Raw genomic sequence first — 24,332 nt, 5'->3', positions numbered from 1 at the left:
GACCGTAGATTCTATCGCAATCCTTGATAATTTATAGCGTTTCCGACAGTCAGCCACGGAGGCACCATGAGCGTCGTCCGCTACGAGCCCGACCCCGACCGGCACATCGCCGTCGTCACGATCGACCGCCCGGAGGCCCGCAACGCCGTGAACCAGGAGGTGGCCGAGCAGATCGAGGCCGCGCTCGACGACGTCGAGGCCCGCGACGACCTGTGGGTCACGATCCTGACCGGCACCCCGCCGGTGTTCTGCTCCGGCGCCGACCTCAAGGTGGTCGCCGCCGGCGGGGTGAAGACACTGTGGACGAAGAAGGGCGGCTTCGCCGGGCTGATCCGCCGCGAGCGCACCAAACCGCTGATCGCCGCCGTCGACGGGCCTGCGCTGGCGGGCGGGACGGAGATCACGCTGGTGTGCGACCTCGTCGTCGCTTCGCGGACCGCGACGTTCGGCATCCCGGAGGTGCAGCGCTCCCTCGTGGCCGCGGGCGGCGGTCTGTTCCGGCTCGGCCGCCGGATCCCGTACGTGGTCGCGATGGAGTGGGCGCTGACCGGGGACGCCTACCCCGCCGCGCGGGCCGCCGAGCTGGGCCTGGTGAACGAGGTGACGGCGGAAGGCAAGGCGCTCGACGGCGCGATCGCGCTCGCCGAGCGGATCACGAAGAACGCCCCGCGCGCGGTCCAGCTGTCCCGCTGGGTGATGCACGAGGGTACGACGGCCGACGACGCGCGCGGCTGGGAGCTGTCGCGCGAGGCAGGGAAGATCGTGTCCGGCACCGAGGACTTCCGCGAGGGGCTCACCGCGTTCGCCGAGAAGCGGCCTCCGAGGTGGACCGGGCGCTGACCCGCTAGTGGGCGGTCCACCCGCCGTCGACGACGAGCGTCTGCCCGGTCACGTACGTGCTGGCGTCGCTCGCGAGGTAGAGCAGCGCGCCGTCGAAGTCGCCGACCTGGCCGTGGCGCTGGATCAGCGTGTTGTTCAGGATCCAGGACTGCACCTTCTCGTGGTGGATGACCTCGCTGGTCATCTCGCTCTCGAAGAAGCCGGGGACGAGGCAGTTGATCCGGATGCCGTGCCGCGACCACTGGGCGGCCCACTCCCGACTGATCGACTCCAGCCCGCCCTTCGACGCGGCGTAGGTGGCCTGCGGGAACCGGGCGATCCCCGCCCTGGCGACGATCGAGGTCACGTTGACCACCACACCCGACCCCCGCTCCCGCCACGCGCCGAACAGCTCCTGGGTGAGCCGGATCGGCGAGACCAGGTTGACGTTGAGCGTGGTCGAGATCTGTTCCGGCGTCTCGTCCTCGGCCCGGACCCCGCCCGCGATGTAGGCCGCGTTGTTGACCAGCACGTCGATCCCGCCGAGCTCGGCCGTCGCCCGGGCCACGACGTCCGCGGTCACGGCGGGGTCGGCCAGGTCGGCCGGGACCGGCACGCAGCCGGGAACATCGACGCAGAGCTCGTCGAGCATCTCCTTGCGCCTGCCGACGACCGCGACGCGCGCCCCGGCACCGGCGAGCACCTCGGCGAACCGGCGGCCGAGACCCGCCGTCGCACCGGTCAGCAGGACCCTGCGGCCGTCGAGGGAGAACAGGTCGGTCGGGCTGGGCATCGGCGCCACCTCTCGATCGGGAGCTCTTATGCTAGTAAAGATAATTAGCCTAAGATAGTGTCTCCGCGGTGAGCACCGATGCCGCCTCCCCGTCGTACGACACGATCCTCGTCGAGCACACCGGTGACGGCGTCCTGACCGTCACCCTGAACCGCCCGGACGTGCTCAACGCGTTCAACGAGGCCATGCGCGCCGACTTCGGCCGGCTCTGGGCCACGGTGCGCGACGACGCGTCGGTCCGTTCCGTAGTCCTGCAGGCGGCCGGTGACCGCGCGTTCTCCACGGGTCTCGACGTCACCGAGCGGATGGCCGACGCGGACAGCCCCTGGCTGGACCGGGCCGCGCCGTTCGCCGAGCACGAGGACCCCGGCCACCAGCTGAGCCCGAAGCGCAACGCCGTGTGGAAGCCCGTCGTGGCCGCCGTGCACGGAATGTGCGCCGGTGGCGCGTTCTACTGGGTCGCCGACTGCGACATCGTGATCTGTGAGCCCGGGGCCACGTTCTTCGACCCGCACGTGTCGTACGGGATGGTCGCCGCGCTGGAGCCGATCGCGCTGTCCTACCGGATGACCTTCTCCGACGTCGCGCGGATGGCACTGCTGGGGCTCTCCGAGCGGATGTCGGCCGACCGCGCACTGGCCTGCGGGCTGGTCACCGAGGTCGTGCCGGCCGACGACCTGCGCGCACGGGCCGCCCAGCTCGCGGCCGCGATGGCGCGCTCCCCCGCCGCGGCGATCGAGGGCACCGTCAAGGCGTTGTGGCAGTCCCGCGACAGCGGCCGCTCCCAGGCCATCGCGACGGCGCTGATGTACACCCAGGTCGGCAACCCGGTCGGCGCCGACGGGCTCGACCGGGCGTCGGCCCGGCCGCCGGAGTGGTGGGTCCGGTAACGGGTCAGACCGCCCGGTCGCGGCGGTCCCGGAACGCCGCGAGATCGGCGATCAGGTCGTTGCCGTCGGACCGCCGCGCGATGTCGTCGCGCAGACCGCGCACCGCTCGGGCCGACGACGCGTCGACGGACCGGTCGCCGAACGCTCCGAGGATGAGCTCCTGGGACGCGACCAGGTGGGACCGCGCTCCGCGCTCGGCGGCGGCGACGTCGCCCGCGATGATCCGCTCCCCGATCCGGCGGTGGGCGTCGAGCACCGTGCGCTGCTCGGCGGCCGTCGGGTAGTGGCCGGACTCGCTCGCCTCACGGGCCCATGTCTGCTCCTGGGCCGACCACAGCGCGACCATGCTGCGCACGATCAGGCGGGTCGTGCTGTTCGGCGTGCGCGCCACGATCAGGTCGTGGAACTGACGGGAGCGGTAGGTGAACATCGGGCCGTCGCCGATGGCCGCCTCGGTCAACTCCAGGTTCGCTTCGACGAACGGGGCGAGCTCGTCGAGGTGGTCGGTGTCGCCCGCGCAGGCCGCGGCGCAGGCCGGTTCCCATTCGCGCAGCGACTCGGCGAGGTCGCGCAGCGCGACCTGCTCGGCCTGCAGCGCCATGCCGATGGCCTGCGAGACCATCGCCCCGTCCGGCTTGTGGACCACGGCACCGCCGACCTTGCCCCGGCGCACCGTGATCAGGCCCTCGACCTCCAGGATGCGCAGCGCCTCGCGCAGCGGCGGGGCGCTGACCCCGAACCGGGAGATCAGGTCCTCCTGCCGCGGCAACATGCCGGACCTGGTGTGGACGCCGTTGAGGATCTCCTCGCGCAGCTCGGCGGCGATCATCTCGGCGAGCCGCGGCTGCATGCGGGCAGCCGGTCGCTGGTCTCTGTCCGACACGGACGTGCTCCCCCTGGTAGCCGGGTGCGGTCGTCCCAGGATGGCGGGTAGCCGGACGACGACGGAACGTTGGTGCGTCAACGTTACATAACTTTGCGTCGATTCGGTTCGACCCTCACCGGCCGGTCCACCGCGGATCCGGCTTCTCGGCGAACGCGGTCGCCCCCTCGCGGGCGTCCTGCGAGTCGAAGACCGGGTCGATGATCTCGCGCTGGGCCCGCCAGCCCTCCTCCAGGGACCAGTCCGTGCTCGCGCGAGCGACCCGCTTGCTCGCCGCGACGGCCAGCGGCCCGTTGGCCGCGACGCCGCCGGCGAGCACCAGGGCCTCCTCGAGAGCAGCGCCGTCATCGGTCAGCCGGTTCACCAGACCGACGGCGTGGGCACGAGCCGCGTCGATCGGGTCGCCGGTCAGGAGCATCTCGAGCGCGATGGCCTGCGGCACCCGTCGCGGCAGGAGGAACGCGCCACCGCCTCCCGCCACCAGTGCACGCTTGACCTCCGGAACGCCGAACCGGGCCGACCGGGACGCCACGACGAGGTCGCAGGCCAGCATCAGCTCGAAGCCACCGGCGAGCGCCCAGCCCTCCACGGCGGCCACGAGCGGCTTGCGCGGCGGGGTCTCGGTGATGCCGCACAGGCCCCGGCCCTCGATCTCCGGGGTCTCCCCGCGCAGGTAGGCCTTCAGGTCCATCCCGGACGAGAACGTCCCGCCGGCACCGGTGAGCACACCGGCGCGAAGCTCGTCGGACTCGTCGAGCTCGTCGACGGCCGCCGCGACCGCGTGGGCGACCGACGCGTCGAGCGCGTTGCGGGCGTGCGGCCTGTTGATGACGATCACCTGGACCGCATCGCGTCGCTCGACAAGCACATCGTCGGACACGGGCTCCTCCTTCTCCTCGTGCGAGCGGGGCGGCCCCGGGTCCGAACCCGGAGCCGCCCCGCGGTCCTGCCGTGGCCCGGCTCAGCCGTGCAGCGGGTAGGTGTTGCCGACGTCGGTGGTGTTCGGGATGTCGAAGTACGCGATCCGGTTGCTCCGGAAGCTTGCGAAGATCATCTTTCCGGGGACCGTGTTGTTCAGGTCGCACGGCATGGACACCGGGCTCGGCGTCTCCAGCTCGTGGTACTCGCTCGTGTCGACGTCGAGCTGGCCGATCCGACTGCCACCGGTGAACGTGCCCTGGACGATGTAGAGCTTCCCGTCGCTGCCGAAGCGCATCTGGCCCGGGTTGGGCAGCGGGTTGCCGCCGGGCAACGCCCCGCCGAGCAGGTCCTTGCGCAGCGCGACCAGGTCGTACTCCTTGATCTCGCCGGTCGCCGGGTCGAGCCGGCCGACCTTGTTGGCCAGCGTCTCACCGAAGTACAGGTACTTGTCGTCCGGCGACACGGTCAGCCCGGCCGGGAAGGTGACACCGGGCGTCGGGATCGGGAACTCCTGCCACCGGTGCGACTCCGGGTCGAACAGGGCGACCTTGTTCGACAGCCCCTCCGTGATGGCGACGGTCCCTCCGGGACCCTCCTCCATCGCGACCGGTCCGGCCACGGGCGTGGGGATCGGGAACAGCTCCCACTTCTCCGTCGCCGGGTCGAAGCTACCGATCGAGTTCAGGCCGATCGCGGTGACGTAGAGCTTCCCGTCCTTCGCCCACGTGTTGTCGAACGGGATGCCGGGGCCGTTGTTGATCTCGGCCGGCAGGGGGAGGCCGGTCGTGACGTTGACGTTGGCCCACGGGAACGGGTGAGTGGTGATCGTGTCGGTCTCCGGGTCGAGCTCACCGACCGCGTTGCCGCCGACCTCCATGAACCAGATGTGGCCATCCGGACCACGGTTCTGTCCGCCGGGCAGACCGCCGGGGTTCGGGAGCGGGATCTCGTCGACCTCTCCGGTGTGTGGATCGACGCGCCCCATGGTGTTGCCCAGGAACTCGTCGGAGATCAGGTCCCCGTTGTTCGCGATCGCGACCTCGCAGGAGAACCCGCCCGGCGTCGGGAACGCGGGGAACTCCTTGATCGGGCCGGCGCCGTTCGGGAACGACGTCGTTCCGATGTTCATGCCTGGCACGTCGGTGGCGAACGGCTCCGCGGCCGCCGCGGCGGCGCCCTCGGATCCCGGCTGCGATCCGTTGCCGCCGGGATCGGCGACGGCCGGCCCTGCGGCGGCGAGCACCACGCCGACGACCAGGGCGGTGCCCGCTGCCGTCGCGACGCCCAGCCTGCGCCTCGTCCTCGAAGCTCCCATCAGCTCTTCCCTCTACTCGGTCGGCGTTGACGACCGGCCCGACCCCGACCCACGTCCCGGGTCGATCTCAAGCCAGCAAACATTGCAACGATTAAGCGTGATCGTGGTTACGCAGACCGCCGAAATCCGACACCGCGCGTCGCCGCCGGGCCGGGCGGCGAGGTGAAGATCAGCCGAGCTCGTCGACCAGTCCGCAGCCGAGCGCGGGCCGGGCGTCGACCGCGAAGACCGAGGGCTGTGTTCCCCAACACCGTTGGCAAGCCGCTGCGACGCACGCTGTTCCGGTCCCGGATCCGGCGGCCGTCCCTCGTGCGGGCCGGCCTCCTCGGCTCGGCCCCAAGACCGGACAGCGGTACAGATCGATGATCACTTCGGCCGCGACGCGCGTGGGTCCCGACGAACGCCGCAAGAGGGCATACCGTTTCTTCCCCCTCGGCTCTGCGTTATCCCCTCGCAGCGGAACGCTTCACCATACTGGGAGTAATATCGAACTGTTGCCGGAACGCCTTTGTGAACGCCGACTGGTCGACGAATCCCCATCGTCTTGCGATCGTCGCGACTGAGTCGTCACGACGGCTGTCGAGTAGCTCCTCACGGGCGCGGGCGAGACGCCGACGCTTTATATAAGCGCGTACCGTAGTCCCGTTGTCGGCGAACACCTGGTAGACGGTCCGCACCGAAACCGATAGTTCGACAGCGAGCTCTTCCGCCGTCGGGGCAAGGGGGAGCCGTGTCTCGATGGTACGGGTCAGCGCGTTCCAGAATCGGCCACCACGATTAGCGGCAACTGGTTCGAGCCCGCTCAAGGCGAGGAAGGCGGTCTCCCTCAATGCTGAGGCCAGGATTTCGGCGTTCTGGCGCTCCAACTCGGCGCTCGGAGTCTCGGCTACACCCCGCAGGAGCCCACGGAGAGCCGTGGTGCAGGCCGCTGGTACCGGCCCTCGGACCATGAGCCGATCCAAGCTCGGTACCCAGGACTCGACCACCGCCCGAGGCAGAAATATCGTGCTCTTGTCGACACTGTCGTCGACGGCGAATCGGCCGCTCATCCGAGTGTCCCAGATGATGGCGTCGCCTGCGGAGAGCAGCACCTGGCGGCTGCCTTCCTCGACGATTTCGCGCCCGGAGTGCAACACGAGCACCGCTACATCCGCCCGGCCTTTGTCGGTCCCGTCGCGATCGGCGACCCGGCTTCCGGCGCAGGCCCCGGTACGGCAGCCGACGACAGTGACCTCGCCGAGGCAGTAGGAAGCGACGTGGGGCGAGTTCCACGATCCGCCCGGCTGGACTCGCCACCCGTCGTGCCATCGACTGACGATGTCGGCCCACTCCTCGGATGACGACATACCGGTCGTCGGAACCTCTTCGATCCTCCGTGTCATCACACGCCTCCTGTGGCGTCCGAGCCAGGGGCCGCCGCCGTCTCGTAGTTCCGCAAAGTACGTCGCCCGCCGCCCCGGAGGAAGCAGGACTCTCGGTGCCGTGCCGTGCCGTGCCGTGCCGTGCCCGGCCACGGGCACGGCCCGCCCGCTTCGTGCCGGCGAGAGCTGTCGCCCACATAGCGACGAACGTGCGGCTGGCCTGCTCGACGATCTCGGCGTGAACCGACACCCAACTCTGGGTCAGTCGACGTCATCGGGCCTGTACCGGTTGCTGGACTCTGCACTCACGGACCAAAGCTGTGCAGTCGACGACCTATCTCGGCAACCCACTCGTCGACACGATGGCGTCTGTCGCCTGGCGGCACGAAGCCCGGCTACCCGCTCAACGACGAACAGGGAGCAAGCGTGCGTAAGGACATCGAGTTCCGTACCGAGGACGGAATCGTTCTGCGGGGATGGTGGTACGAGGGGAACGGTCCCGGTCCTCGTCCCGGAATCGTCATGGCCCACGGCTTCTCAGCCACCAAGGAGATGTACCTCGACGACTTCGCCGGCCTGTTTCACAGCCGCGGGTTCGACGTCCTGGTCTACGACAACCGGAACCTGGGCGAGTCCGATGCCCCCGTGCCCGGAGAGATCGACCCGTGGCAGCAGGTCCGCGACTACCGCGATGCGATCACCTGGTTCTCCCAGCAGGACGATATCGACGCCGATCGCATCGGAGTCTGGGGATCCAGCTATTCCGGTGCGCACGTCCTCGTCGTCGCCGCGCTCGACCGCCGAGTGCGCTGCGTCGTGTCTCAGGTTCCGCTGGTCACCGGTCTTGAGAACGGCCGTCGACTCGTCCGCTCCGACTACTGGGACGGGCTCCGGGCCAGCTTCGACGCCGACCGTCAGGCCCGCCTGGCGGGTGAGGCGCCGGCGATGATCCCCGTAGCATTCGACAAGGCGTCCGACGAGCCGTGCGCGCTGCCGACGCAGGACACCCATGACTTCTTCTTCGGGCCCATTCAGGAGCGCGCCACCACGTGGCGCAACGAGGTGACGCTTCGTTCGGTGGAGCTGTTCACCGAGTACGAGCCCCATGTCTACATCCCTCGCATCAGCCCCACACCGCTGCTGATGGTCGTCGCCACCGAGGACGTGCTGACGCCCTGTGACCTCGCTATCGCCAGCTACGAGAACGCTCTGGAGCCCAAGCGGCTCCTGCTGCTCCGCGGCGGCCACTTCGACGCCTACGTGGACGAGGCGTTCCAGATCAGTGGCCCCGCCCAGACCCAGTGGTTCACCGACCACCTGATGAAGTAGAGGACGAACTGGTGATCGACATGAAGGACAAGGTCAGCATCGTCACCGGCGCCTCGGGGGGCATCGGATCCGCGACGGCCAACGCTCTGGCCGAAGCCGGCGGCGCGGTGCTGATGGTCGACCTCGACCGCGACGCGCTCGATGTGGCCCGCTCGAAGATCCCACACGCTCGCGTGGAGACCTTCGCCGCTGACGTCACGGACAAGGACCAGGTCGAGGCGTACACGACGAAGGCTGTGGAACTGTTCGGGGGCCTGGACGCGGTCATCCTGAACGCCGGTCTGTTCGGTTCGGGTTACTCGGTGGGCGACTACCCCGAAGAGCTCTTCGACAAGGTCCTCGCCGTAAATCTGAAAGGGCCGTGGTACGGACTGCGCGCGGCTCTGCCGCACCTTCGTCGTCGTGGCCGCGGCAGCATCGTCATCACGTCGTCGACGCAGGGCCTGAGTGGTTACTACGGTTCCAGCCCGTACACGACGTCGAAGCATGGCGTGGTCGGCATGGCCCGTAACGCCGCCGTCGAGCTGGCGACGGAGGCGATCCGGGTCAACACGGTTCACCCAGGCATGACCGACACGTCGATGATGGGCGGCCTGCACCAGGAGGCCAACCCGGACGACCCGCAGTCGGTCATGGACGCCTTCGCCGCGGCGCCGCCAATCAAGCGCTACGCCCAGCCGGACGAGATCGCCCAGGTCATGCTGTTCCTGGCCAGCGACGCCTCCAGCTACTGCACCGGCTCCACATTCGTCGTGGACGGTGGGCTGCTGGCCTACCACGGTGGTCCCTCGCCCGAGTGAGTCGGTGAGCAGGGACGACTCGAGCCGTCAGACGCGGATCGGAGAACGCTGACATACGGCACCGCCTTCAGCCGGGCACGCACGTCAACCGGTTCCCGACGGTTGCGGGAGAGCTGTCGGGCGCAGCCCTCGCAGTGCCCTGTCTCCGTCGCGCGCGTTCCTGATCGACCACGCGCGGGCCCACCTCGCTAGTCCTGCCGAACCGTCCGGTCGGAGGCGGGCGGCAGTCCGAGTTCGGTGAAGCCGTCGGGTGTGAGGTGCGGGCCCCAGAGGCTGACCCATTTGTGCCCCTCCGGGCTCCACACGCCGGGCACGTGCAGGGCGTCGTCGTAGATCTGCTGCATGTCGCAGTAGAACTCCTGCACGAACCCGCTGGGCTCGAGCACGTAGGTGGCGATGTTGCGGCCCATCCCGTGGCGCAGCGGGCCCCAGAGAACCGAGCCGCCGCGGGCGTCGACCAGGTCGGCGATCGCGGCGATCTCGATCATCGACGGGTACTCCCACGCGGCGTGGTGGATGCGTCCCGGGCCGGGGAAGACGCCGATCCCGTGGTGGTCGACGTTGCAGCGCAGGAACACCCCGTCGGCCATGCGGTCGGACACCCGGAAGTCGAGCACCTCGGTCAGCATCCGCTCGGTCCGACGCGGGTCGGCGACGAAGAAGTTGACGTGACCCAGCCTGCGCGGTCGCAGCACCGCCGAGGTCGGCGCGGACAGCCCCGACGGTCGCATCCGGGTGTAGATCGCGAAGACGAACCCGTCGGGGTCGGAGAAGGTGAACCCGTCGTCGACACCACGCCCGACCGGCTCGTCGGAGACGATCCGCAGGCCCGCGCTCTCGACGCGCTTGCGGACCTCCTCGAGCGACTCGGTGTCGGCGGCGACGAGCCCGACATGGTCGAGCGCGTCCTCGCCGCCTGCGACGTAGCGCAGGCTGTGGTGCGGGTCGCCGTGGCTGAGCCACAGCGTGTCGTCGGTGCGCTCGGTGACCTGCAGGCCGAGCACGTTCGTCGCGAACTCCTCGGCCGCGGGGAGGTCGCGGACCCGCAGGGCGACGTGCCCGACGTCGGCGATGACGGGGGCCCTCATCGGACGGCCTCGAGCGCGGGCGCGGTGCAGCGGGTGGTCTGGCTGCCGAGGCCCTCGATCGTGCAGGTCATGACGTTGCCCTCTCCGAGATAGGTCGGCGGCTCCGCGAGGTGCCCGACACCGCTGGAGGTGCCGGTGGCGATCAGGTCACCGGGCATCAGCGTGATGACCGTGCTGATGTAGGACACGACCTCGGCGACCGAGAAGATCATCTGGTTGGTGGAGGTCCGCTGCTTGATCTCGCCGTCGACGGACAGCTCCATCGACAGCGACCGCGCGTGGTCGATCTCGTCGGGTGTGACGAGATACGGGCCGACCGGTGTGGACGCCTCGAACGTCTTGCCGGCCAGGAACTGCGACGTGCGCAGCTGCCAGTCGCGCATCGACACGTCGTTGACGATCGTGTAGCCGGCGACGTGGTCGAGGGCGTCCTGTTCGGACACGTGGCGGGCGGGTCGTCCGATCACGACGCCCAGTTCGACCTCCCAGTCGACCTTGTCGGACGCGGTCGGGATGGCGAGGTCGTCGTTCGCGCCGATCAGGCTGCGTCCGTACTTGGCGAACAGCGTCGGATACTCCGGGACGGCGAGGCTCGCCTCGTCGGCGTGGTCGCGGTAGTTCAGCCCGACGCAGAACACCTTCTCCGGCGCGGGCGTGAGGGGTGCGAAGTCGGCCGCCGACACCGCGATCCGGGTGCCGTCGGCGGCCGCCGCCCGCTGCGCCCAGTCGTCTCCGGACGCGAGCAGCCGCCCGACGTCGCCGAACGGCAGGACGACGAGCTCGTCGTCGTCCAGGCGGGCCGCGCGCGTCCCCTCGTCGGTCCTGATGGTCGCCAGCCGCATCGTTGTCTCCACTCTCGTTCGGCTCACCAGCGCGTCCACGCCGCGCGGAGAGCCTTCTTGTCGATCTTGCCGAAGGGTGTGGTCGGGAGGGTCTCGACGAGCTCGTAGGCCTTCGGTCGCTTGTAGGCCGCGAGCTCGGCTCGGCAGCGTCCGTCGGTGGCGGCGGCGTCGAACGTGTCGCCCGCGACGACGAACGCGACGACGGCCTCGCCCCAGTCCGGGTGCGGCACACCGACGACCGCGACCCGGTCCACGCCGGCGCAGGTGCTCAGCACGTTCTCGACCTCGCCGGTGTAGACGTTCATGCCGCCGCTGATGACCATGTCGTGGCGACGGTCGAGCAGGCGCAGGTAGCCGTCGTCGTCGAGGACGCCGATGTCGCCCGTGTGCAGCCACCCGTCCCGCACGGTGGCGGCGGTCTTGTCGGGCAGGCCGTGGTAGCCGGTCATGACGTAGGGCGCGCGGGCGCAGACCTCGCCGATCCCACCGGGCGCGAGGACGGCGCCGTCGTCGTCGAGGATCGCGAGGTCGACCATCGACGCGGCCCGGCCGCAGCTCTGCAGCCGGTCGGGCCGGTCCGGGTCGTGATCCTCGCGGGTCAGCCGGGTCAGGAAGTTCGGGGCCTCGGACTGGCCGTAGAGCTGCATGAACACCGGTCCGAACCGGTCGAGCCCCGCGGTCAGGCGTTCCGGTGTGATGGGCGCGGCGCCGTAGAGGATCGTGCGCAGCGAGGTGACGTCGACGTCCGTGCCGTCGGCGGCGTCGAGGAGCCGGTAGATCATCGTGGGGACGAGGAACAGGAACGTGACCGCGTCGCGCTCGATCAGCTCCAGCATGCGGTCGGCGTCGAAGCGTGGCTCGATCCCGACCCGGGCGCCCTTGAGGAGCCCTGCCTGGGCGAGGAAGCCTGCCGAGTGCGGGAGCGGGGAGCTGAGCAGTATCCGCTCGTCGTCCTGCAGCCCGATCTCGATCACGTGGGCGAGCAGGTTCAGCGAGAGCCCGGCCTGGTCGTGGACCACGCCCTTCTGCCGGCCGGTCGTCCCTCCGGTGTAGAGGATCAGCGCTCTGTCCGATCCGGAGACGACGACGTCGGGCGGGCCGGCGGCGGGCTCGCCCTGCCATCCCTCGTCGCCGGGCACCAGGACGGACTCGACGCCGAAGGCGCGGGCGATCGAGGCCAGGGGCTCATCGGCGAGAGCGACGCGGGCACCGCAGTCGTCGAGGATGAACGCCACCTCCGGCTCGGAGAGCATCGTGTTCACCGGCACCTTCGCCGCTCCGGCCCGGATGATCGCCTGGTCGGCGACGATCCACTCGATGCGGTTGGACATCATCAGCGCCACCGGGTCCCCTGGCGCGACGCCGAGGGCGATCAGCTTGCGCGCGAGACGGTTCGCTGCCGCGACGAGCTCGGCGTAGGTCACCTCGGCGTCGCCGACGCGGACGGCGGGCCGGCCGCCGAAGCGGTCGAGCGCGGTCCGGAACAGCGAGTGCAGCGTCGTCTCCACGTCAGTACCCGCTGCTGAGCCGCTCGGCCGGGACGCCGGTGACGATCCGGTGCCGGATCTCGCCGAGCGCCTCGACGGCGAGCCGCACCTCGTCGCCGGGCTGGAGCCAGCCCCGGAACCGGTCGGGGTCCGTGCAGTAGTGCTCGAACAGGCACCCGGTCTCGACGGTGCCGGAACCGATGACGTCGCCTGCGCGCAGCGCGGTGCCCCGCGACGCGTAGGTGATCATATCGGGGAAGCCCCAGTCGATCGTGCTCCAGTTCCCCCTGCTGACGAGCTCGTCGCCGACGTGTCCGGTCATCTCGAGGTCGAACGCGTTGCCGGAGCGGTACGGCTCGAGCTCGTCGGGTGTGACGAGCATCGGTCCGAGAGTGTTCGCGGTGTCCTTGCCCTTTGCCGGCCCGAGGCGCAGCGGCATCTCGGCCATCTGCAGGTCGCGGGCGCTCCAGTCGCAGAACAGCGTGTAGCCGGCGATGTGGTTCTCGGCGCCGGCGAGCGGGATCGTCGCCCCGGGTGTGCCGATCACGGCGGCGATCTCGAGCTCGTAGTCGAACATCGCGCTGTCCGGCGCGATCGGGACGTCGTCGTGCGGTCCGACGACCGCGGCCGGGTTCGTGAAGTAGAACGGTGGGAAGCGGGTGTGGCGCTCGTCGACCGGCATGTCCGCGCTCGCCGACACGTTGCGCAGGTGCTGCAGGAACCCGGCGCAGTCCCGGATGGACCGCGGCCGCAGGGGCGCGCGCAGCACCGTGCCGGCCAGCGGGAGCACCTCTGTGGGCGAGGCGAGCGCCCGCTCGCCCCGCGGGCGGAGGTCTCCGCCGTCGAGGAGGTCGAGCAGGGTCGGTCCCGGCTCCACGCCGTGGATCCGGTCGTCGTCGACGACGCCGACGCGGTCCCCGCCGCCGGGCGAGGCATAGGTGACGAACCGCATCAGCCGACCCCGGCCGGCTGGTGGTCGACCGTGCCGACCGCGTCGGCGAGCCGGGCGGTGAGGGCGTCGAGCTCGGCGGCCGACGCGGCGAGGCCGAACACGTAGCGGTCCGGGCGGATGATCACGGCGTGGGCGCGGTGCTCGTTGAGCCAGCGGCGCAACGGCAACGGCGTCTCGCCGACGACGGTGGCGCCCACCCGCTGCCAGGTCGCGGCGGTCGCCACATCGACCCCGGCGAGCAGCGTCGGGTTGCCGACGACGGCGAACGCGTAGCCGACCACGTCGTCGAGACGGTCGCCGCCGAGCAGCCGTGGCTGGATGCTGAGCGCACCGACGGGCCATTCGGTGTCGCCGTGGACGCCGGATCCGAGCTGCGGGACGGGCATCTGCGCCTCGAGTGCCTCGGGCGGCTCGCCCAGCTCGCCGGGGTTCTCGGACATGAACTCGATGCCGTTCGCGGCGCCGACCGCGGCGTGGACGTATACGCGGACGTGCGGTTCGCGCTCCGTCTGGTACGTGTCGAGCAGTGTCTCGTCCGCGCCGTCGAGAACGGCGGCGAGCTTCCAGGACAGGTTGATCGCGTCTCGCAGGCCGGAGCCCATGCCCTGCCCGAGATGCGGCGGCATCTGGTGGGCGGCGTCCCCCGCGAGGAACACGTTGCCGTCGCGCCACCGCGTGGCCAGCAACGACTCCCAGCGGTACACGTCGGCGCGGGCGATGCGGTAGTCGCCGGGTGCGTAGTAGGGGGCGAGCAGCTCGTACCAGCGCGACGGGACCTCGAAGTCCTCGGTCGCGTCGCGCGGGTTGAGCAGGAACTCGAACCGCACCATGTCGTGCGCGATCGGTAGGCAGGTGACCGGGTTCGGCGGGATCGCCTTGGTGAACGCGTCGTTCTCCGGCACGGCGGGGCTCGTCGTGAACGGCGCGATGTCCAGGATCAGGGAGCGGTGCGTGCCGTGCAGGTCCTCGACCTCCGGGCTGACCAGTCCGCGCAGCGTCGAGCGGGCGCCGTCGCAGCCGACGACGAACCGTGCGGTCAGCGTGCGCTCCGCACCGGTGCGCTCGTTGCGGACCGCGACGTCGACCCCGGACGAGGTCTGCGTGACCGACACGGCGCGCCAGCCGAGCAGCGACGCGAAGTACGGCGAGGCGTGCAGACGTCCGCGCAGCAGGTTCTCGAAGTCCGGCTGGAAGAACTGGTAGTCGCCGTACCAGCCCTGGTCGGTCGGCTCGGGCCGCCACGGCATGTAGCGCACGAGCTGGTGGTGGGCGTCGTAGATCTGGTAGCCGCCGTCGGTGTGGCACAGGAACTCCGGCTCCAGGTGTGCCGCCCCGAGCGTCTGCATGATGCGGACCGTCTCGTCGTCGACGTGCGTGGCGCGCGGGTGCGCGACGGCGAGGCGGTAGGGATCGACGAGTGCGACGTGGACCCCCTTGCCCGCGAGCAGGGTCGCGGTCGCCAGGCCCGCGGGCCCGGCTCCGATGACGATGACGTCGGCCGTGTCGGACATCGTTGTCTTCCTCTCGGTCATCCGGAGAGCTCGACGCGGGCGATCCGCCCACGGACCTTCTTCTGCGGCAGTGCCTCGGTCAGCAGCGCGAGCTCCGGGTCGGTGCTGCGTGAGGCGGAGATGAACAACGACGTCCCGTCGAGACAGCAGGAGATCGCGAACTCGCCGGGGGTCGGCACGCGGTCGAGCACCCGCGACCCGTCGACCCGGACGAACTCCTCGCCCGCCGTCGCGGCCACCCAGACCGACCCGTCGGGGGCCGGCCAGATCCCGTCCGGCCGGTGGTCCGGTCCGAGCGACGCCGCGAGATCGGCCCACGTGCGGGGGTTCTCCAGACGGCCGTCCGCGACGATGTCGAACGCCGTCAGCCGGGTCGCGTGCGTCTCGGCGGCGATCAGCACGTCGCCGACGACGGCGAGCCCGTTCGGGAACCGCAGGCCCTCGGCGGCCACCCGGGCCGACCCGTCGGGATCGATCACGAGGATCCGCCCGACCGGGTCGCCGCTGTGCGGGTTCGGGCCCATGTCATCGAGGTAGAGCCGCCCGTCGGGCGTGCCGGTCATGTCCCCGACCGCCTCCCGGACGAGACCGGTGAGATCGGCGTGGGGCTCGAACCCGTCGTCGGAGAGCACGTCGATGCGCTTGTCGTGCCAGCGTGCGACGGCCAGGCGGCCGTCGGGCAGGACCCAGCTGCCGTTGACCGGCCGGTCCAGCGTCCTGCGGAACACCCCCGCGTCGCCGACCTGCAGGAGCTGCCCCGCCTGGGTGTCGGAGCTCCACACGGTGCCCGCGCTGCAGCGCAGGGCCTCACCCCACACGGTGTCGTCGCACAGCGTCGTCGTCCTCACACCGGGAACTCTGACCCGACGCACTTTCGCGTGTCAACCAAACTTTGAAAAGTTGTGACGATCGGCTTCCTATGGTTAGAGTTTCTACTATGGTGAAGCGGGGGTCCAGTTCCGGGACACGTGCCGACGAGCTGTACGAGCGGCTGCGGTCGGACATCTTCATGGGCCGTCTCGAACCGGGGCGGCGGCTGAAGTTTCCGGACCTGTGCGCCGAGTACGGCACGAGCGTCGGCCCGGTGCGCGAGGCGTTGACGCGGCTCACGGGCGAGCGGCTCGTCATGCTGCAGGCGCATCTCGGGTACACGGTCACGCCGCTGTCCGCGGACGAGCTGACCGACCTGACCGCCGCCCGCGTCGAGGTCGAGGGGTTGGCCTTCCGGAGGGCGATCCTCTTCGGCGACGAGCGGTGGGAGTCGGATGTCGTTGCGGCACATCACCTCCTGGCGATCCGTGAGCGTGAGGTGGCCACCACCGGCGTCCGGGGTGACCCCTGGTTCGTCGCGCACGAGGCGTTCCATGCGGTGTTGCTGGCCGGGGGTGGCAACCGCAGGCTGATCGAGATCAGCCGGGAGCTGCGGGCCGAGACGGAGCTCTACCGGCGGTGGGCCGCGCCGCTGATGGAGGAGAACCAGCGCGACCCGGCGGCGGAGCACAAGGCTCTGACCGACGCCGCCGTCGCCCGCGACGCGGACCTCGGGGTCGAGCTGCTGCGCGACCACATCGCCTTCTCCACCCAGATGCTGCTCGCCGGGCTCCTGCCCGACGGCGTGCCGGCGGAGGCCGACGACCGCCGCAGCTGACGGCGAGCAGCTGCACCACCACCCCGGTGGGCCGCGCGATCCGCCCGACCCACCGCGATGCCCCCTGCCCATCGGCCGACGAAGGAGTTGCCATGAAGCTGACCGTGGATCGGGACCGCTGCGAGGGGTACGGGCTCTGCGCCGAGGCGGCGCCGGATCTGATGCATCTCGACGACGACGGTGAGCTCGTCCTCGACTCCGACGACGTGCCCCCCGAGTCGTCCGTCACCGCGGAGGCGGCGGTCCGGGTGTGCCCGGTCGCCGCGCTGAAGGCGCGCTGATGCGTCGCCGCCCGAACCGCATCGTCGTCGTCGGAGCCTCGTTGGCCGGCACCACCGTCGTCGACACGCTCCGCAGGCACGGATACACGGGTTCGCTCACGTTGATCGGCGCCGAGTCCCACCCGGCCTACAACCGCCCCGCGCTCTCCAAGGGGGTGCTGGCCGGCGACGAGGACGTCGCCCTGCCGCCGTTGTCGTGCGAGGTCGACGAGCGGATCGGCACCGCGGCCGTCGGCCTCGACCCGGACCGGCGCGAGGTCGTGCTCGACGGCGGCGAGCGGGTCGGCTACGACGGGCTCGCCGTCACCACGGGCGCGCGGGCCCGCCGCCTCGCGGATCTCGGCGCCGCCGAGGACGGCGTGCGCGAGATGACGTTCCGTGACCTCGACGACGCCCGTCTGCTGTTCGGGCTGCTCGCCACCCGACCGCACATCGTGATCGTCGGCGCCGGGATCCTCGGCATGGAGCTCGCCTCCGCGAGCGTCGACAGGGGTGCGACCGTCACGGTCGTCGACCGCCAGCCACCGCTACGCAGCCAGCTCGGGCCGCATCTCGCGGGCCTGCTGACCCGCGCCGCGCAGCGGCGGCAGGTGCGGTTCGCCCACCATCGCGGCGGCGTGCGGCTCCTGCGCTCGTCCGGACCACCGGTCGTCGAACTCGCGGACGGGCGCCGGTTCGAGGGCGACCACGTCCTGTCCGCGGTCGGCTGCGCCGCGGAGACCGGCTGGCTGGCCGGATCCGGCCTCGACGGGGAGCGAGGGCTCACGGTCGACAGCCGCTGCCGGGTGCGGCAGGACATCGTCGCGGCCGGGGACGTCGCCGCCTTCCCGTCCGCGGACGGTCCACGTCGGACGCCGTGGTGGACCAGCGCGCTCGAGCAGGCCCGCACCGCGGCGATGGCGCTGCTCGACGGGGACGACACTCCCCCGCTCGTCCCCTCGCCCTACTTCTGGACCGACCAGTTCGGCGTGCGGGTGCGGGTCTGCGGCGCCCTACCCGCCGACGGCGAACCCGCCGTCGCCCGCGACGACCCGCCGTCGGACGGCGTACTTCTCCGGTGGCCGGGAACCGCCGCCGCCGTGAACAAGCGCATCCCCATCGGGCGCTTGCGCGCCCTCACCGAACCGACCACCACATCGACGGAGACCCAGCGATGACGCTCACGCACGCACCGCAGTCCGATGTAGACCTGTTCACCGACGACATCCTGATGGACCCCTACCCGGCCTACCGCGACCTCCGCGACCGGGGAGGCGCCGTCCACCTCGGACAGCTCGACGCGTGGGCCCTCCCCCGCTACGCCACCGTCCGGCAGGCGCTCGGCGACTGGGAGACGTTCTCGTCGTCCGGGGTCGCGCTCAACGACACCGTGAACCAGATGCTCGTCGGCACCGTGCTCGCCGCCGACCCGCCCGAACACGACACGCTGCGCGCCGTCCTGTCCGACCGGCTCGGCCCGCGCGCCGTCCGCCCGCTGCACACCGACATCGCCCACCGCGCCGCCCTGCTCGTCGACGAGCTCGTCGAGCGCGGATCGTTCGACGCCGTCACCGACCTGGCCGTCGCGTTCCCGTTCTCCGTCGTGTTCGACCTCATCGGCCTGCCCGACGAGGCCCGGCCGAACATGCTGCGCTGGGCCGACGCCACGTTCACCGTCCTGGGCCCGATGAACGCCCGCGCCGCGGACGGACTCGGCTCGCTCGGCGAGATGTTCCACTGGCTCGGCACCCTGCAGGCGGCCGATCTCAAGGAGGGAAGCATGGGGCGCGACATCTTCCGCGCCGCCGACGACGGCCGCATCCGCCACGAGTCCTGCATCCCGCTGCTGTCGGCCTACGCGGCCGCCGGCCTCGACACCACGATCAACGCCATCGCGAACGCCGTCCACCTGTTCGCCACCCACGCCGACCAGTGGGACCTCGTCCGCGCCGACACCACCCTCGTCCCGGGCGCCGTCAACGAGGTCCTCCGCTACGACGCACCCGTCCAGGTCTTCGGCCGCCGGACCACCACCGACTCCGACGTCGACGGCGTACACATCCCGGCCGACTCACAGGTCCTGCTGCTGTTCGGGTCGGGCAACCGCGACGAACGCCAGTACCCCGACCCCGACCGGTTCGACATCACCCGCAACCCCGTCGACCACCTGTCCTTCGGCTACGGCACGCACGCATGCGCGGGACAGGCGCTCGCGCGCGTCGAAGCCCAATCCGTGATCACCGCGCTGGCCGCACGCGTGAGCAGGTTCGACATCGGCTCGCCCGTCCGGCACCTCAACAACTGTGTCCGCGGGCTCGAGAGCCTGCCGATCACGGGACTCGATCCCGGCCGCGTCGGGACAGCCGGAGCCAGCGGATCCCTGTGACCAGGTGAACGGCCAGCGACGAGGATGCTGACCGCGACGAGCACGTGTTCAGCGGTCTCGACGGCGGCGATCACGCTCGGCGTTTCGCTCGTGCGCCCGCGCCGCTGACGTCCGGCGCCCGCCCTCTGCATCCTTCGATGGCATCGGGCCGGTTCGATCGTCCGCCGCTCGAACGCGACCCGCTCCGGCCAGCAGTGTTCTCGCCATGACGATCACCGAGAACACCCGCGGAACGGAGCGCTCCGGCGGCCTGTTCGGTCCCGTGCGGCGCTACCCGATGGGCAGCTTCGTCGTCCTCGCCCTGGCCATGAGCTGGCTGGCGTGGGTGCCCTACATCCTGTCCGAGCAGGGGCTGGGGCTCTGGGCGTACCGGTTCCCGGAGCTGCTCGGCTCCAGCCAGCTGCTCGGCGTGCTGCCCGGCGCCTACCTGGGCCCGATCGGGGCGGCGCTGTTCGTGACCGCCGTCGCCGACGGGCGGCCCGGGCTGCGGCGCTGGCTCGGCCGGATGTGGCGCTGGCGGGTGCGGTGGCACTGGTACGCGATCACGCTGCTCGGCGTCCCCGCGGCGATGCTCGCCACCGGCTTCGCGTACTCCGGCGGGCAGGTCAACGCGCCGTCGCTGATGGCGATCGCCGTCTACGTCCCGGCCCTGGTCATGCAGATGCTGACCACCGGTCTCGCCGAGGAGCCGGGCTGGCGCGACTTCGCGCTGCCCCGCCTGCAGCGCCGCTTCGGACCGCTGCTCGGGACGATGATCCTGGGCCCGGTCTGGGCGCTGTGGCACGCGCCGCTGTTCCTCACCGAGTGGGGCGGCTGGCCGGACGCGACGTGGGTCCGCCCGGTCGGTTTCGTGATCTTCTGTCTGGCGTTCAACGTCGTCATGACGTGGGTGTTCAACCGGACCGGGGAGAGCCTGCCGCTGGCCATGATGGCGCACGTCAGCGTGAACAACTTCGCGTCGGTGCTGTGGTCGGAGATGTTCCCGTCGCTGGACGCGGACAACGCGATGGCCGCGATGGCCTCCGGCGCTCTGATCGCCGCCGTCGCGATCATGGTCGGGACCCGCGGGCGGCTCGGCTACTCCCCGCGCACGGTCTGACCCGCCGACCCGTCGGCCCAGGAGCCGGGTGCCTGCCTCAGGCACCCGGCTCCGGCACGGACACGACGTGGTTCTGGTAGGCCCACACGACCGCCTGCAGCCGGGACGCCACCCCGAGCTTGGGCAGCATCCGCGCGAGGTGCGACTTCACCGTCGACACCTCGACGACGAGGGCGCGGGCGATGTCCTCGTTGGACATCCCCTGCGCGAGCAGCAGCAGGATCTCGTGCTCACGGCGGGTGAGCAGCTCCTCGGCGCGACGGCCGGTGACCGGCTGCAGGCGGCGCCGCTGCACGAACTCGCGCAGCACCCGGCGGGTCAGCGCCTGGTCGATCGTGCCCTGCCCGGCCGCGACCTGACGGACCGCCGCGACGATCACCTCCGGTTCGGCGTCCTTGAGCAGGAAGCCCGATGCGCCGGCCTCCAGGGCGCCGAACACGTAGTCGTCGAGATCGAACGTGGTCAGCACGAGCACCGGCACGACGACGGCGGCGTCCGGCGCGCACAGCTCCCGCGCCACGTCGATACCGGTCCGCCCGGGCATCCGGATGTCCAGGCAGGCGACGTCCGGCGCGAGGGCCCGCGCCATCGCCAGCGCCTCGTCGCCGTCGGCCGCGACGCCGACCACGTCGACGTCGGGCTCTGCGCCCAGCAGCGCGGACAGGCCCGACCGGACGAGGTGCTGGTCGTCGGCGATGAGCACACGGATCATGCGAGGCCTTCCGGGAGCGGTCCGCCGACCCTAGCCGGGGCGTCGGTGAGCGGGACCGTCAGCCGTACCTCCCAGCCACCGTCCGGAGTGGACCCGTAGGTCAGCTCGGCGCCCACCAGCCGGGCCCGCTCCCGCATCCCGATCAGCCCGAAGCCGCCGCCCGGCCCGGCGTCCGGATCGGCACTCGGTCCGTTGTGGACCGTGATCGCGAGCCGGTCGTCGCCGAGCCGCTCGATCCGCACCGCGCAGCGCGCGCCGGGCGCGTGCGAGCGGGCGTTGGCCAGCGACTCCTGCACCATCCGGTGCGCGACCAGCCCGGCGAGCGGGCCGGGTTCGGGGATCTCGTCCGGCGCGGACAGCTCGACGCCGCCGCCCACCGTGCGGTACGTGCGCACCAGGGCGGCGACGTTCTCGACGGGCCCGTCGGCGTCGGCGTCCTCGCGGAGCAGCCCGACGAGGCGGCGCAGGTCGTCGAGGACCGCGCGGCTCTGCTCGCGGACCTGCTGCGCGGAGCGCTTCGCGGCCTCCGGGTCGGTGTCGACCTGCCGCCCGATCGCGGCCGCCATCAGCGCGATCCCGGACATGTGGTGCGCGGCGATGTCGTGCAGCTCCCGGGAGAGCGCCGTGCGCTGGCGCGATATCGCGGCGGCCAGCAGCGCCTCCTGCTCGCCGAGCACGGCCCGCACCTCCTGGCGCCGGGCCTCCTCGGCGTCCCGCCGCGCGGCCACCACCAGGCCGAACAGCAGCGGCAGGCCGACGACGAGTGCCGCCTGTGCCACCGCCGCGATGGCGAGTCCGACCGAGGCAGCGGACCCCGATCCGACCTGGTTGACCAACGTCGCCACGGCCACCAGCAGCGCGGTGCCGGCGAGGGCGGGCCACAGCCGTCGAAGATCACGGGCGAGAACGGCGAGGAACACGCCGGGCAGGACCGCGACGGCGGTCAGGCTGAACGCGGGCCCCGGCGCCAGCAGCGCGAGCGGCAGCAACAGCGCGGTCAGCCCCGGCAGCAGCACGAGGGGCAGGCGGCGCACCCACGCCACGGCGACCGCCTGCCCCAGCACGACGACGGCGACCGCCGTCCACCCGGGACTCCCCGGCCGGGGCAGGGCGGCCGCCTCCGGGTCGGGGCCGGCCAGCACCGGGAGCAGCAGCAGGAGCCCGACCGCGACCAGTCCGGACACCACCGCCGTCACCGGGTTCGGGGGTCGGTGCACGCTCGCCCCTCCTCGTCGCTCGTCCGTCGCGGCCCGCGTCGTGTCCGCCCGTCGACGATGCCCCGGGCACGTGCCGCGCCGCCTGCATCGAAGGATGGCATCGGCGCCGCTGCACCGTTCGGTGCCACCGGACCGACCACCCAGGGCCAGGTCGAGAGAAGCCGAAGCGATGGGGTTGGGCTTGCCCGGGCGATTGCCGCAGCCGGTCACGCCCGTGCCCGACCGCGAGCAGAGGCTCGAAGGCAACAGCGACCGGGAGATCCGCCGACTTCTCAAGAGATATGAGGCGCGCGAGCCCTACCGGATGCTGAACTCCACCGCGGCCCGAGCCGAGCCAGCCGATACCGGCGAGCAGCGCCGTCGACACTGTCGACCCGGGTGTACGAACGCGATCGAGGTCCGCCCGGGGCTCTCGCCAGGATCCATGACGGACCCGTCGCAGCGATCCCGCGCGAGTGCCGGGACGCGGTCGTGACAGCTGCCCGCACGCCGGGCATCCGGCCGACGACGGCGAGCACCCCTTTTCGATCCTGCGGGGTGACTCGTCATAAGAGCAGCCCCCACTCGAGCGCCCACGGCACGAAGGCCACCCCGGACGCGGCCAGCAAGGACAGTCGGGCCCGGTCGGTCGGGCCGACCGACTGCCGGGCCCGCCAGAGACCGGCCAGCAGCCAGATCGTGGCCGCCACGACAGCTGCGGCCAGCACCTGCATCACCGACCAGACGACGGCGCGTCCCGCCAGCACCGGACCCACGTCCTGCGTGCCGATGATGCCGACGAAGCCGTAGGTGAGCGGACCGAGTACGGCCAGTGGACCCGCTACGCCCAGCAGCCGTGCCGGTGCCCGCAGCGGCGGTCGGGTCCGGCCCCGGAATCGGCGCAATGCCGCGATCAGCAGGTAGGCGAGTGCGGCGAGCAGCATCAGGGCCGGCGCGGTGAGCTGCAGCCACAGCGGCGTCGGGGTGACGGGTGTGCTGGGCCTTGCTTGCCGGGGCGCCGGGTCGTCGGGGCCGGGCTCTCTGGAGGTCACCCAGGTGCCGACCATGTCCGGGTAGGGAGCGGCGAACTCCGCGCCCTCATCGAAGCCGTCGGTGGTGGTGCGCCCGTCGTGTTGACCGCCGGCCAGGGTACGCAGCGTGACGTTCGCGTTGCCGTTGCCGCGTACGGCGCGGGCCAGGATTGCCGCGCTCTCCGCGGGTGGGCTGGACGTGTCGTGCTCGCCCCAGATCGCGAGCACAGGGATCTGGATGCGCGCCAACCGCGGGACAGGGTCGAAGTACGGTTCGGCGAAGCCGCCCGCTGTCGTCAGTAGCCCGTATATCGCCGCCGGGAGACGATCGGCCAGCGATCCGCCGGCGCCGGCGTACCGGATCGACTCTCCGGTCGACCACACCTGCTGCTGCAGCGGCGGGACGCCCGAGGCTCCCAGCAGGACGAGGAAGGCGACGTCGGAGGACCGGCTGGCGGCGTCCTCGCCCACCCAGGTGCCTTCTGAGTGGCCCCATAGGCCCACCTGAGTGGGATCGACGTCGGTCCTACCGCGCAGCAGTCGCACTCCGGCGAGGGCGTCGTTGGCGAGGACGGTGTAGTCGCGTTCGGTCAGGGAGTAGCCGCGTGTGCGCTTGTCGTAGATGAGCGTGACGACGCCGGCACGCGCAAACGCCTCGGCCTCGGCGCGGTGGTCGTCGCGGGGACCTGGACCGGCTCCGGTGACGAGAACGATGCCCGGACGGCGGCCGCCTCCGGCGGGGGCGAGCACCGTCCCGGACAGCTCGACGCCGTCGCCCCGGAACGTCACCTCGCTCTCGGTCAGCACGGGTGCGGCGGCGGCAGGCGACGTCGGAGTTCCCGCCGCGAGACCTGCGATGAGCAGGGTGAGGACTATCAGACGGACGGCGGAACGGCGGCGGGAGGACACCGTCGGACGGTCGAACCCGGGGCACGGGCCCGCGTCGGTGTCAGCGCGCGGTGGTCGGGGCATGCTTGCTCCTGTGGTTCTGGTGCCACGTTCGGGGCAG

At 71.4% G+C, this 24,332-nt stretch carries 23 protein-coding genes; 9 read left to right on the top strand and 14 right to left on the bottom strand.

What is annotated here, in order from left to right; all coding sequences use genetic code 11:
• Positions 1-66: 66 nt before the first annotated feature.
• Positions 67-840, top strand: coding sequence for a crotonase/enoyl-CoA hydratase family protein (locus EV378_RS29640; RefSeq protein WP_132430657.1), 774 nt, complete (start codon positions 67-69; stop codon positions 838-840).
• A 4-nt stretch (positions 841-844) separates the two neighbouring features.
• Here the strand turns inward: EV378_RS29640 and EV378_RS29635 are convergent, their stop codons facing one another.
• Positions 845-1,612 (bottom strand): SDR family NAD(P)-dependent oxidoreductase, encoded by a 768-nt coding sequence (locus tag EV378_RS29635; RefSeq protein WP_132430656.1) that lies wholly within the window; start codon positions 1,610-1,612, stop codon positions 845-847.
• A 68-nt stretch (positions 1,613-1,680) separates the two neighbouring features.
• Between EV378_RS29635 and EV378_RS29630 the strand changes: the two genes are divergently transcribed.
• A complete protein-coding gene (locus EV378_RS29630; protein WP_132430655.1) occupies positions 1,681-2,502 on the top strand; it encodes an enoyl-CoA hydratase/isomerase family protein in 822 nt (273 codons plus the stop codon).
• A gap of 4 nt (positions 2,503-2,506) precedes the next feature.
• On the opposite strand, the gene EV378_RS29625 is transcribed toward EV378_RS29630, so the two are convergent.
• The 4 genes from EV378_RS29625 to EV378_RS29610 all read right to left on the bottom strand — a co-directional run bounded on the left by EV378_RS29625 (position 2,507) and on the right by EV378_RS29610 (position 7,003).
• The gene (locus EV378_RS29625; protein ID WP_207908896.1) at positions 2,507-3,385 is read right to left on the bottom strand and encodes a FadR/GntR family transcriptional regulator; all 879 of its coding nucleotides are present in this window, start codon (positions 3,383-3,385) and stop codon (positions 2,507-2,509) included.
• A gap of 115 nt (positions 3,386-3,500) precedes the next feature.
• Positions 3,501-4,265, bottom strand: a complete 765-nt coding sequence (locus EV378_RS29620) for a crotonase/enoyl-CoA hydratase family protein (protein WP_132430654.1) — start codon at positions 4,263-4,265, stop codon at positions 3,501-3,503.
• Between the two features lie 81 nt (positions 4,266-4,346).
• Positions 4,347-5,621: a Vgb family protein gene (locus EV378_RS29615; RefSeq protein WP_132430653.1), complete on the bottom strand. Its 1,275-nt coding sequence runs from the start codon at positions 5,619-5,621 to the stop codon at positions 4,347-4,349.
• 443 nt (positions 5,622-6,064) lie between these two features.
• On the bottom strand, positions 6,065-7,003 hold the full coding sequence (locus EV378_RS29610) for a helix-turn-helix domain-containing protein (protein WP_132430652.1): 939 nt from the start codon (positions 7,001-7,003) through the stop codon (positions 6,065-6,067).
• 405 nt (positions 7,004-7,408) lie between these two features.
• On the opposite strand from EV378_RS29610, the gene EV378_RS29605 reads away from it, so the two are divergent.
• On the top strand, positions 7,409-8,311 hold the full coding sequence (locus EV378_RS29605) for an alpha/beta hydrolase (RefSeq protein ID WP_132430651.1): 903 nt from the start codon (positions 7,409-7,411) through the stop codon (positions 8,309-8,311).
• Positions 8,312-8,331: 20 nt separating this feature from the next.
• On the top strand, positions 8,332-9,111 hold the full coding sequence (locus tag EV378_RS29600; protein ID WP_243653976.1) for an SDR family NAD(P)-dependent oxidoreductase: 780 nt from the start codon (positions 8,332-8,334) through the stop codon (positions 9,109-9,111).
• 188 nt (positions 9,112-9,299) lie between these two features.
• Here EV378_RS29600 and EV378_RS29595 read toward each other — a convergent pair whose 3' ends face one another.
• The 6 genes from EV378_RS29595 to EV378_RS29570 are packed head-to-tail and all read right to left on the bottom strand — an operon-like array spanning position 9,300 to position 15,839.
• Positions 9,300-10,199 (bottom strand): VOC family protein, encoded by a 900-nt coding sequence (locus tag EV378_RS29595; protein ID WP_132430649.1) that lies wholly within the window; start codon positions 10,197-10,199, stop codon positions 9,300-9,302.
• Positions 10,196-11,041 carry a fumarylacetoacetate hydrolase family protein gene (locus EV378_RS29590; RefSeq protein ID WP_132430648.1) on the bottom strand — a complete coding sequence of 282 codons (846 nt, stop codon included), beginning with the start codon at positions 11,039-11,041 and terminating at the stop codon, positions 10,196-10,198. Before EV378_RS29590 ends, EV378_RS29595 begins: the two co-directional genes overlap by 4 nt.
• 23 nt (positions 11,042-11,064) lie before the next feature.
• A complete protein-coding gene (locus EV378_RS29585) occupies positions 11,065-12,549 on the bottom strand; it encodes a class I adenylate-forming enzyme family protein (protein ID WP_132430647.1) in 1,485 nt (494 codons plus the stop codon).
• A gap of 1 nt (position 12,550) precedes the next feature.
• Positions 12,551-13,480 (bottom strand): fumarylacetoacetate hydrolase family protein, encoded by a 930-nt coding sequence (locus tag EV378_RS29580; protein WP_132430646.1) that lies wholly within the window; start codon positions 13,478-13,480, stop codon positions 12,551-12,553.
• Positions 13,480-14,991 carry a bifunctional 3-(3-hydroxy-phenyl)propionate/3-hydroxycinnamic acid hydroxylase gene (locus tag EV378_RS29575; protein WP_165922545.1) on the bottom strand — a complete coding sequence of 504 codons (1,512 nt, stop codon included), beginning with the start codon at positions 14,989-14,991 and terminating at the stop codon, positions 13,480-13,482. The genes EV378_RS29580 and EV378_RS29575 overlap by 1 nt, the downstream gene beginning before the upstream one ends.
• A 17-nt stretch (positions 14,992-15,008) precedes the next feature.
• Positions 15,009-15,839, bottom strand: a complete 831-nt coding sequence (locus EV378_RS29570) for an SMP-30/gluconolactonase/LRE family protein (RefSeq protein WP_165922544.1) — start codon at positions 15,837-15,839, stop codon at positions 15,009-15,011.
• 89 nt (positions 15,840-15,928) lie between these two features.
• Here EV378_RS29570 and EV378_RS29565 point away from each other — a divergent pair, with 89 nt between their 5' ends.
• The 5 genes from EV378_RS29565 to EV378_RS29545 all read left to right on the top strand — a co-directional run bounded on the left by EV378_RS29565 (position 15,929) and on the right by EV378_RS29545 (position 20,384).
• A complete protein-coding gene (locus tag EV378_RS29565) occupies positions 15,929-16,639 on the top strand; it encodes a GntR family transcriptional regulator (RefSeq protein WP_132430643.1) in 711 nt (236 codons plus the stop codon).
• Positions 16,640-16,731: 92 nt separating this feature from the next.
• Complete coding sequence (locus tag EV378_RS29560; protein WP_132430642.1) at positions 16,732-16,920, top strand: ferredoxin; 189 nt, start codon at positions 16,732-16,734, stop codon at positions 16,918-16,920.
• The gene (locus tag EV378_RS29555; RefSeq protein WP_243653827.1) at positions 16,920-18,077 is read left to right on the top strand and encodes an NAD(P)/FAD-dependent oxidoreductase; all 1,158 of its coding nucleotides are present in this window, start codon (positions 16,920-16,922) and stop codon (positions 18,075-18,077) included. Before EV378_RS29560 ends, EV378_RS29555 begins: the two co-directional genes overlap by 1 nt.
• A complete protein-coding gene (locus EV378_RS29550) occupies positions 18,074-19,285 on the top strand; it encodes a cytochrome P450 (RefSeq protein WP_132430641.1) in 1,212 nt (403 codons plus the stop codon). The genes EV378_RS29555 and EV378_RS29550 overlap by 4 nt, the downstream gene beginning before the upstream one ends.
• 205 nt (positions 19,286-19,490) lie before the next feature.
• Positions 19,491-20,384, top strand: a complete 894-nt coding sequence (locus EV378_RS29545; protein ID WP_132430640.1) for a CPBP family intramembrane glutamic endopeptidase — start codon at positions 19,491-19,493, stop codon at positions 20,382-20,384.
• 37 nt (positions 20,385-20,421) lie between these two features.
• Here the strand turns inward: EV378_RS29545 and EV378_RS29540 are convergent, their stop codons facing one another.
• From EV378_RS29540 to EV378_RS29530, 3 genes are all read right to left on the bottom strand, one after another.
• A complete protein-coding gene (locus EV378_RS29540) occupies positions 20,422-21,096 on the bottom strand; it encodes a response regulator (protein ID WP_132430639.1) in 675 nt (224 codons plus the stop codon).
• Positions 21,093-22,313 (bottom strand): sensor histidine kinase, encoded by a 1,221-nt coding sequence (locus tag EV378_RS29535; protein ID WP_132430638.1) that lies wholly within the window; start codon positions 22,311-22,313, stop codon positions 21,093-21,095. The genes EV378_RS29540 and EV378_RS29535 overlap by 4 nt, the downstream gene beginning before the upstream one ends.
• A 545-nt stretch (positions 22,314-22,858) precedes the next feature.
• Positions 22,859-24,295 carry an alpha/beta hydrolase family protein gene (locus tag EV378_RS29530; RefSeq protein ID WP_132430637.1) on the bottom strand — a complete coding sequence of 479 codons (1,437 nt, stop codon included), beginning with the start codon at positions 24,293-24,295 and terminating at the stop codon, positions 22,859-22,861.
• Between the last annotated feature and the right edge of the window lie 37 nt (positions 24,296-24,332).

Source organism: Pseudonocardia endophytica (genome assembly GCF_004339565.1).
Lineage (GTDB): Bacteria > Actinomycetota > Actinomycetes > Mycobacteriales > Pseudonocardiaceae > Pseudonocardia > Pseudonocardia endophytica.
This window is presented reverse-complemented; position numbering and strand designations above follow the sequence as displayed.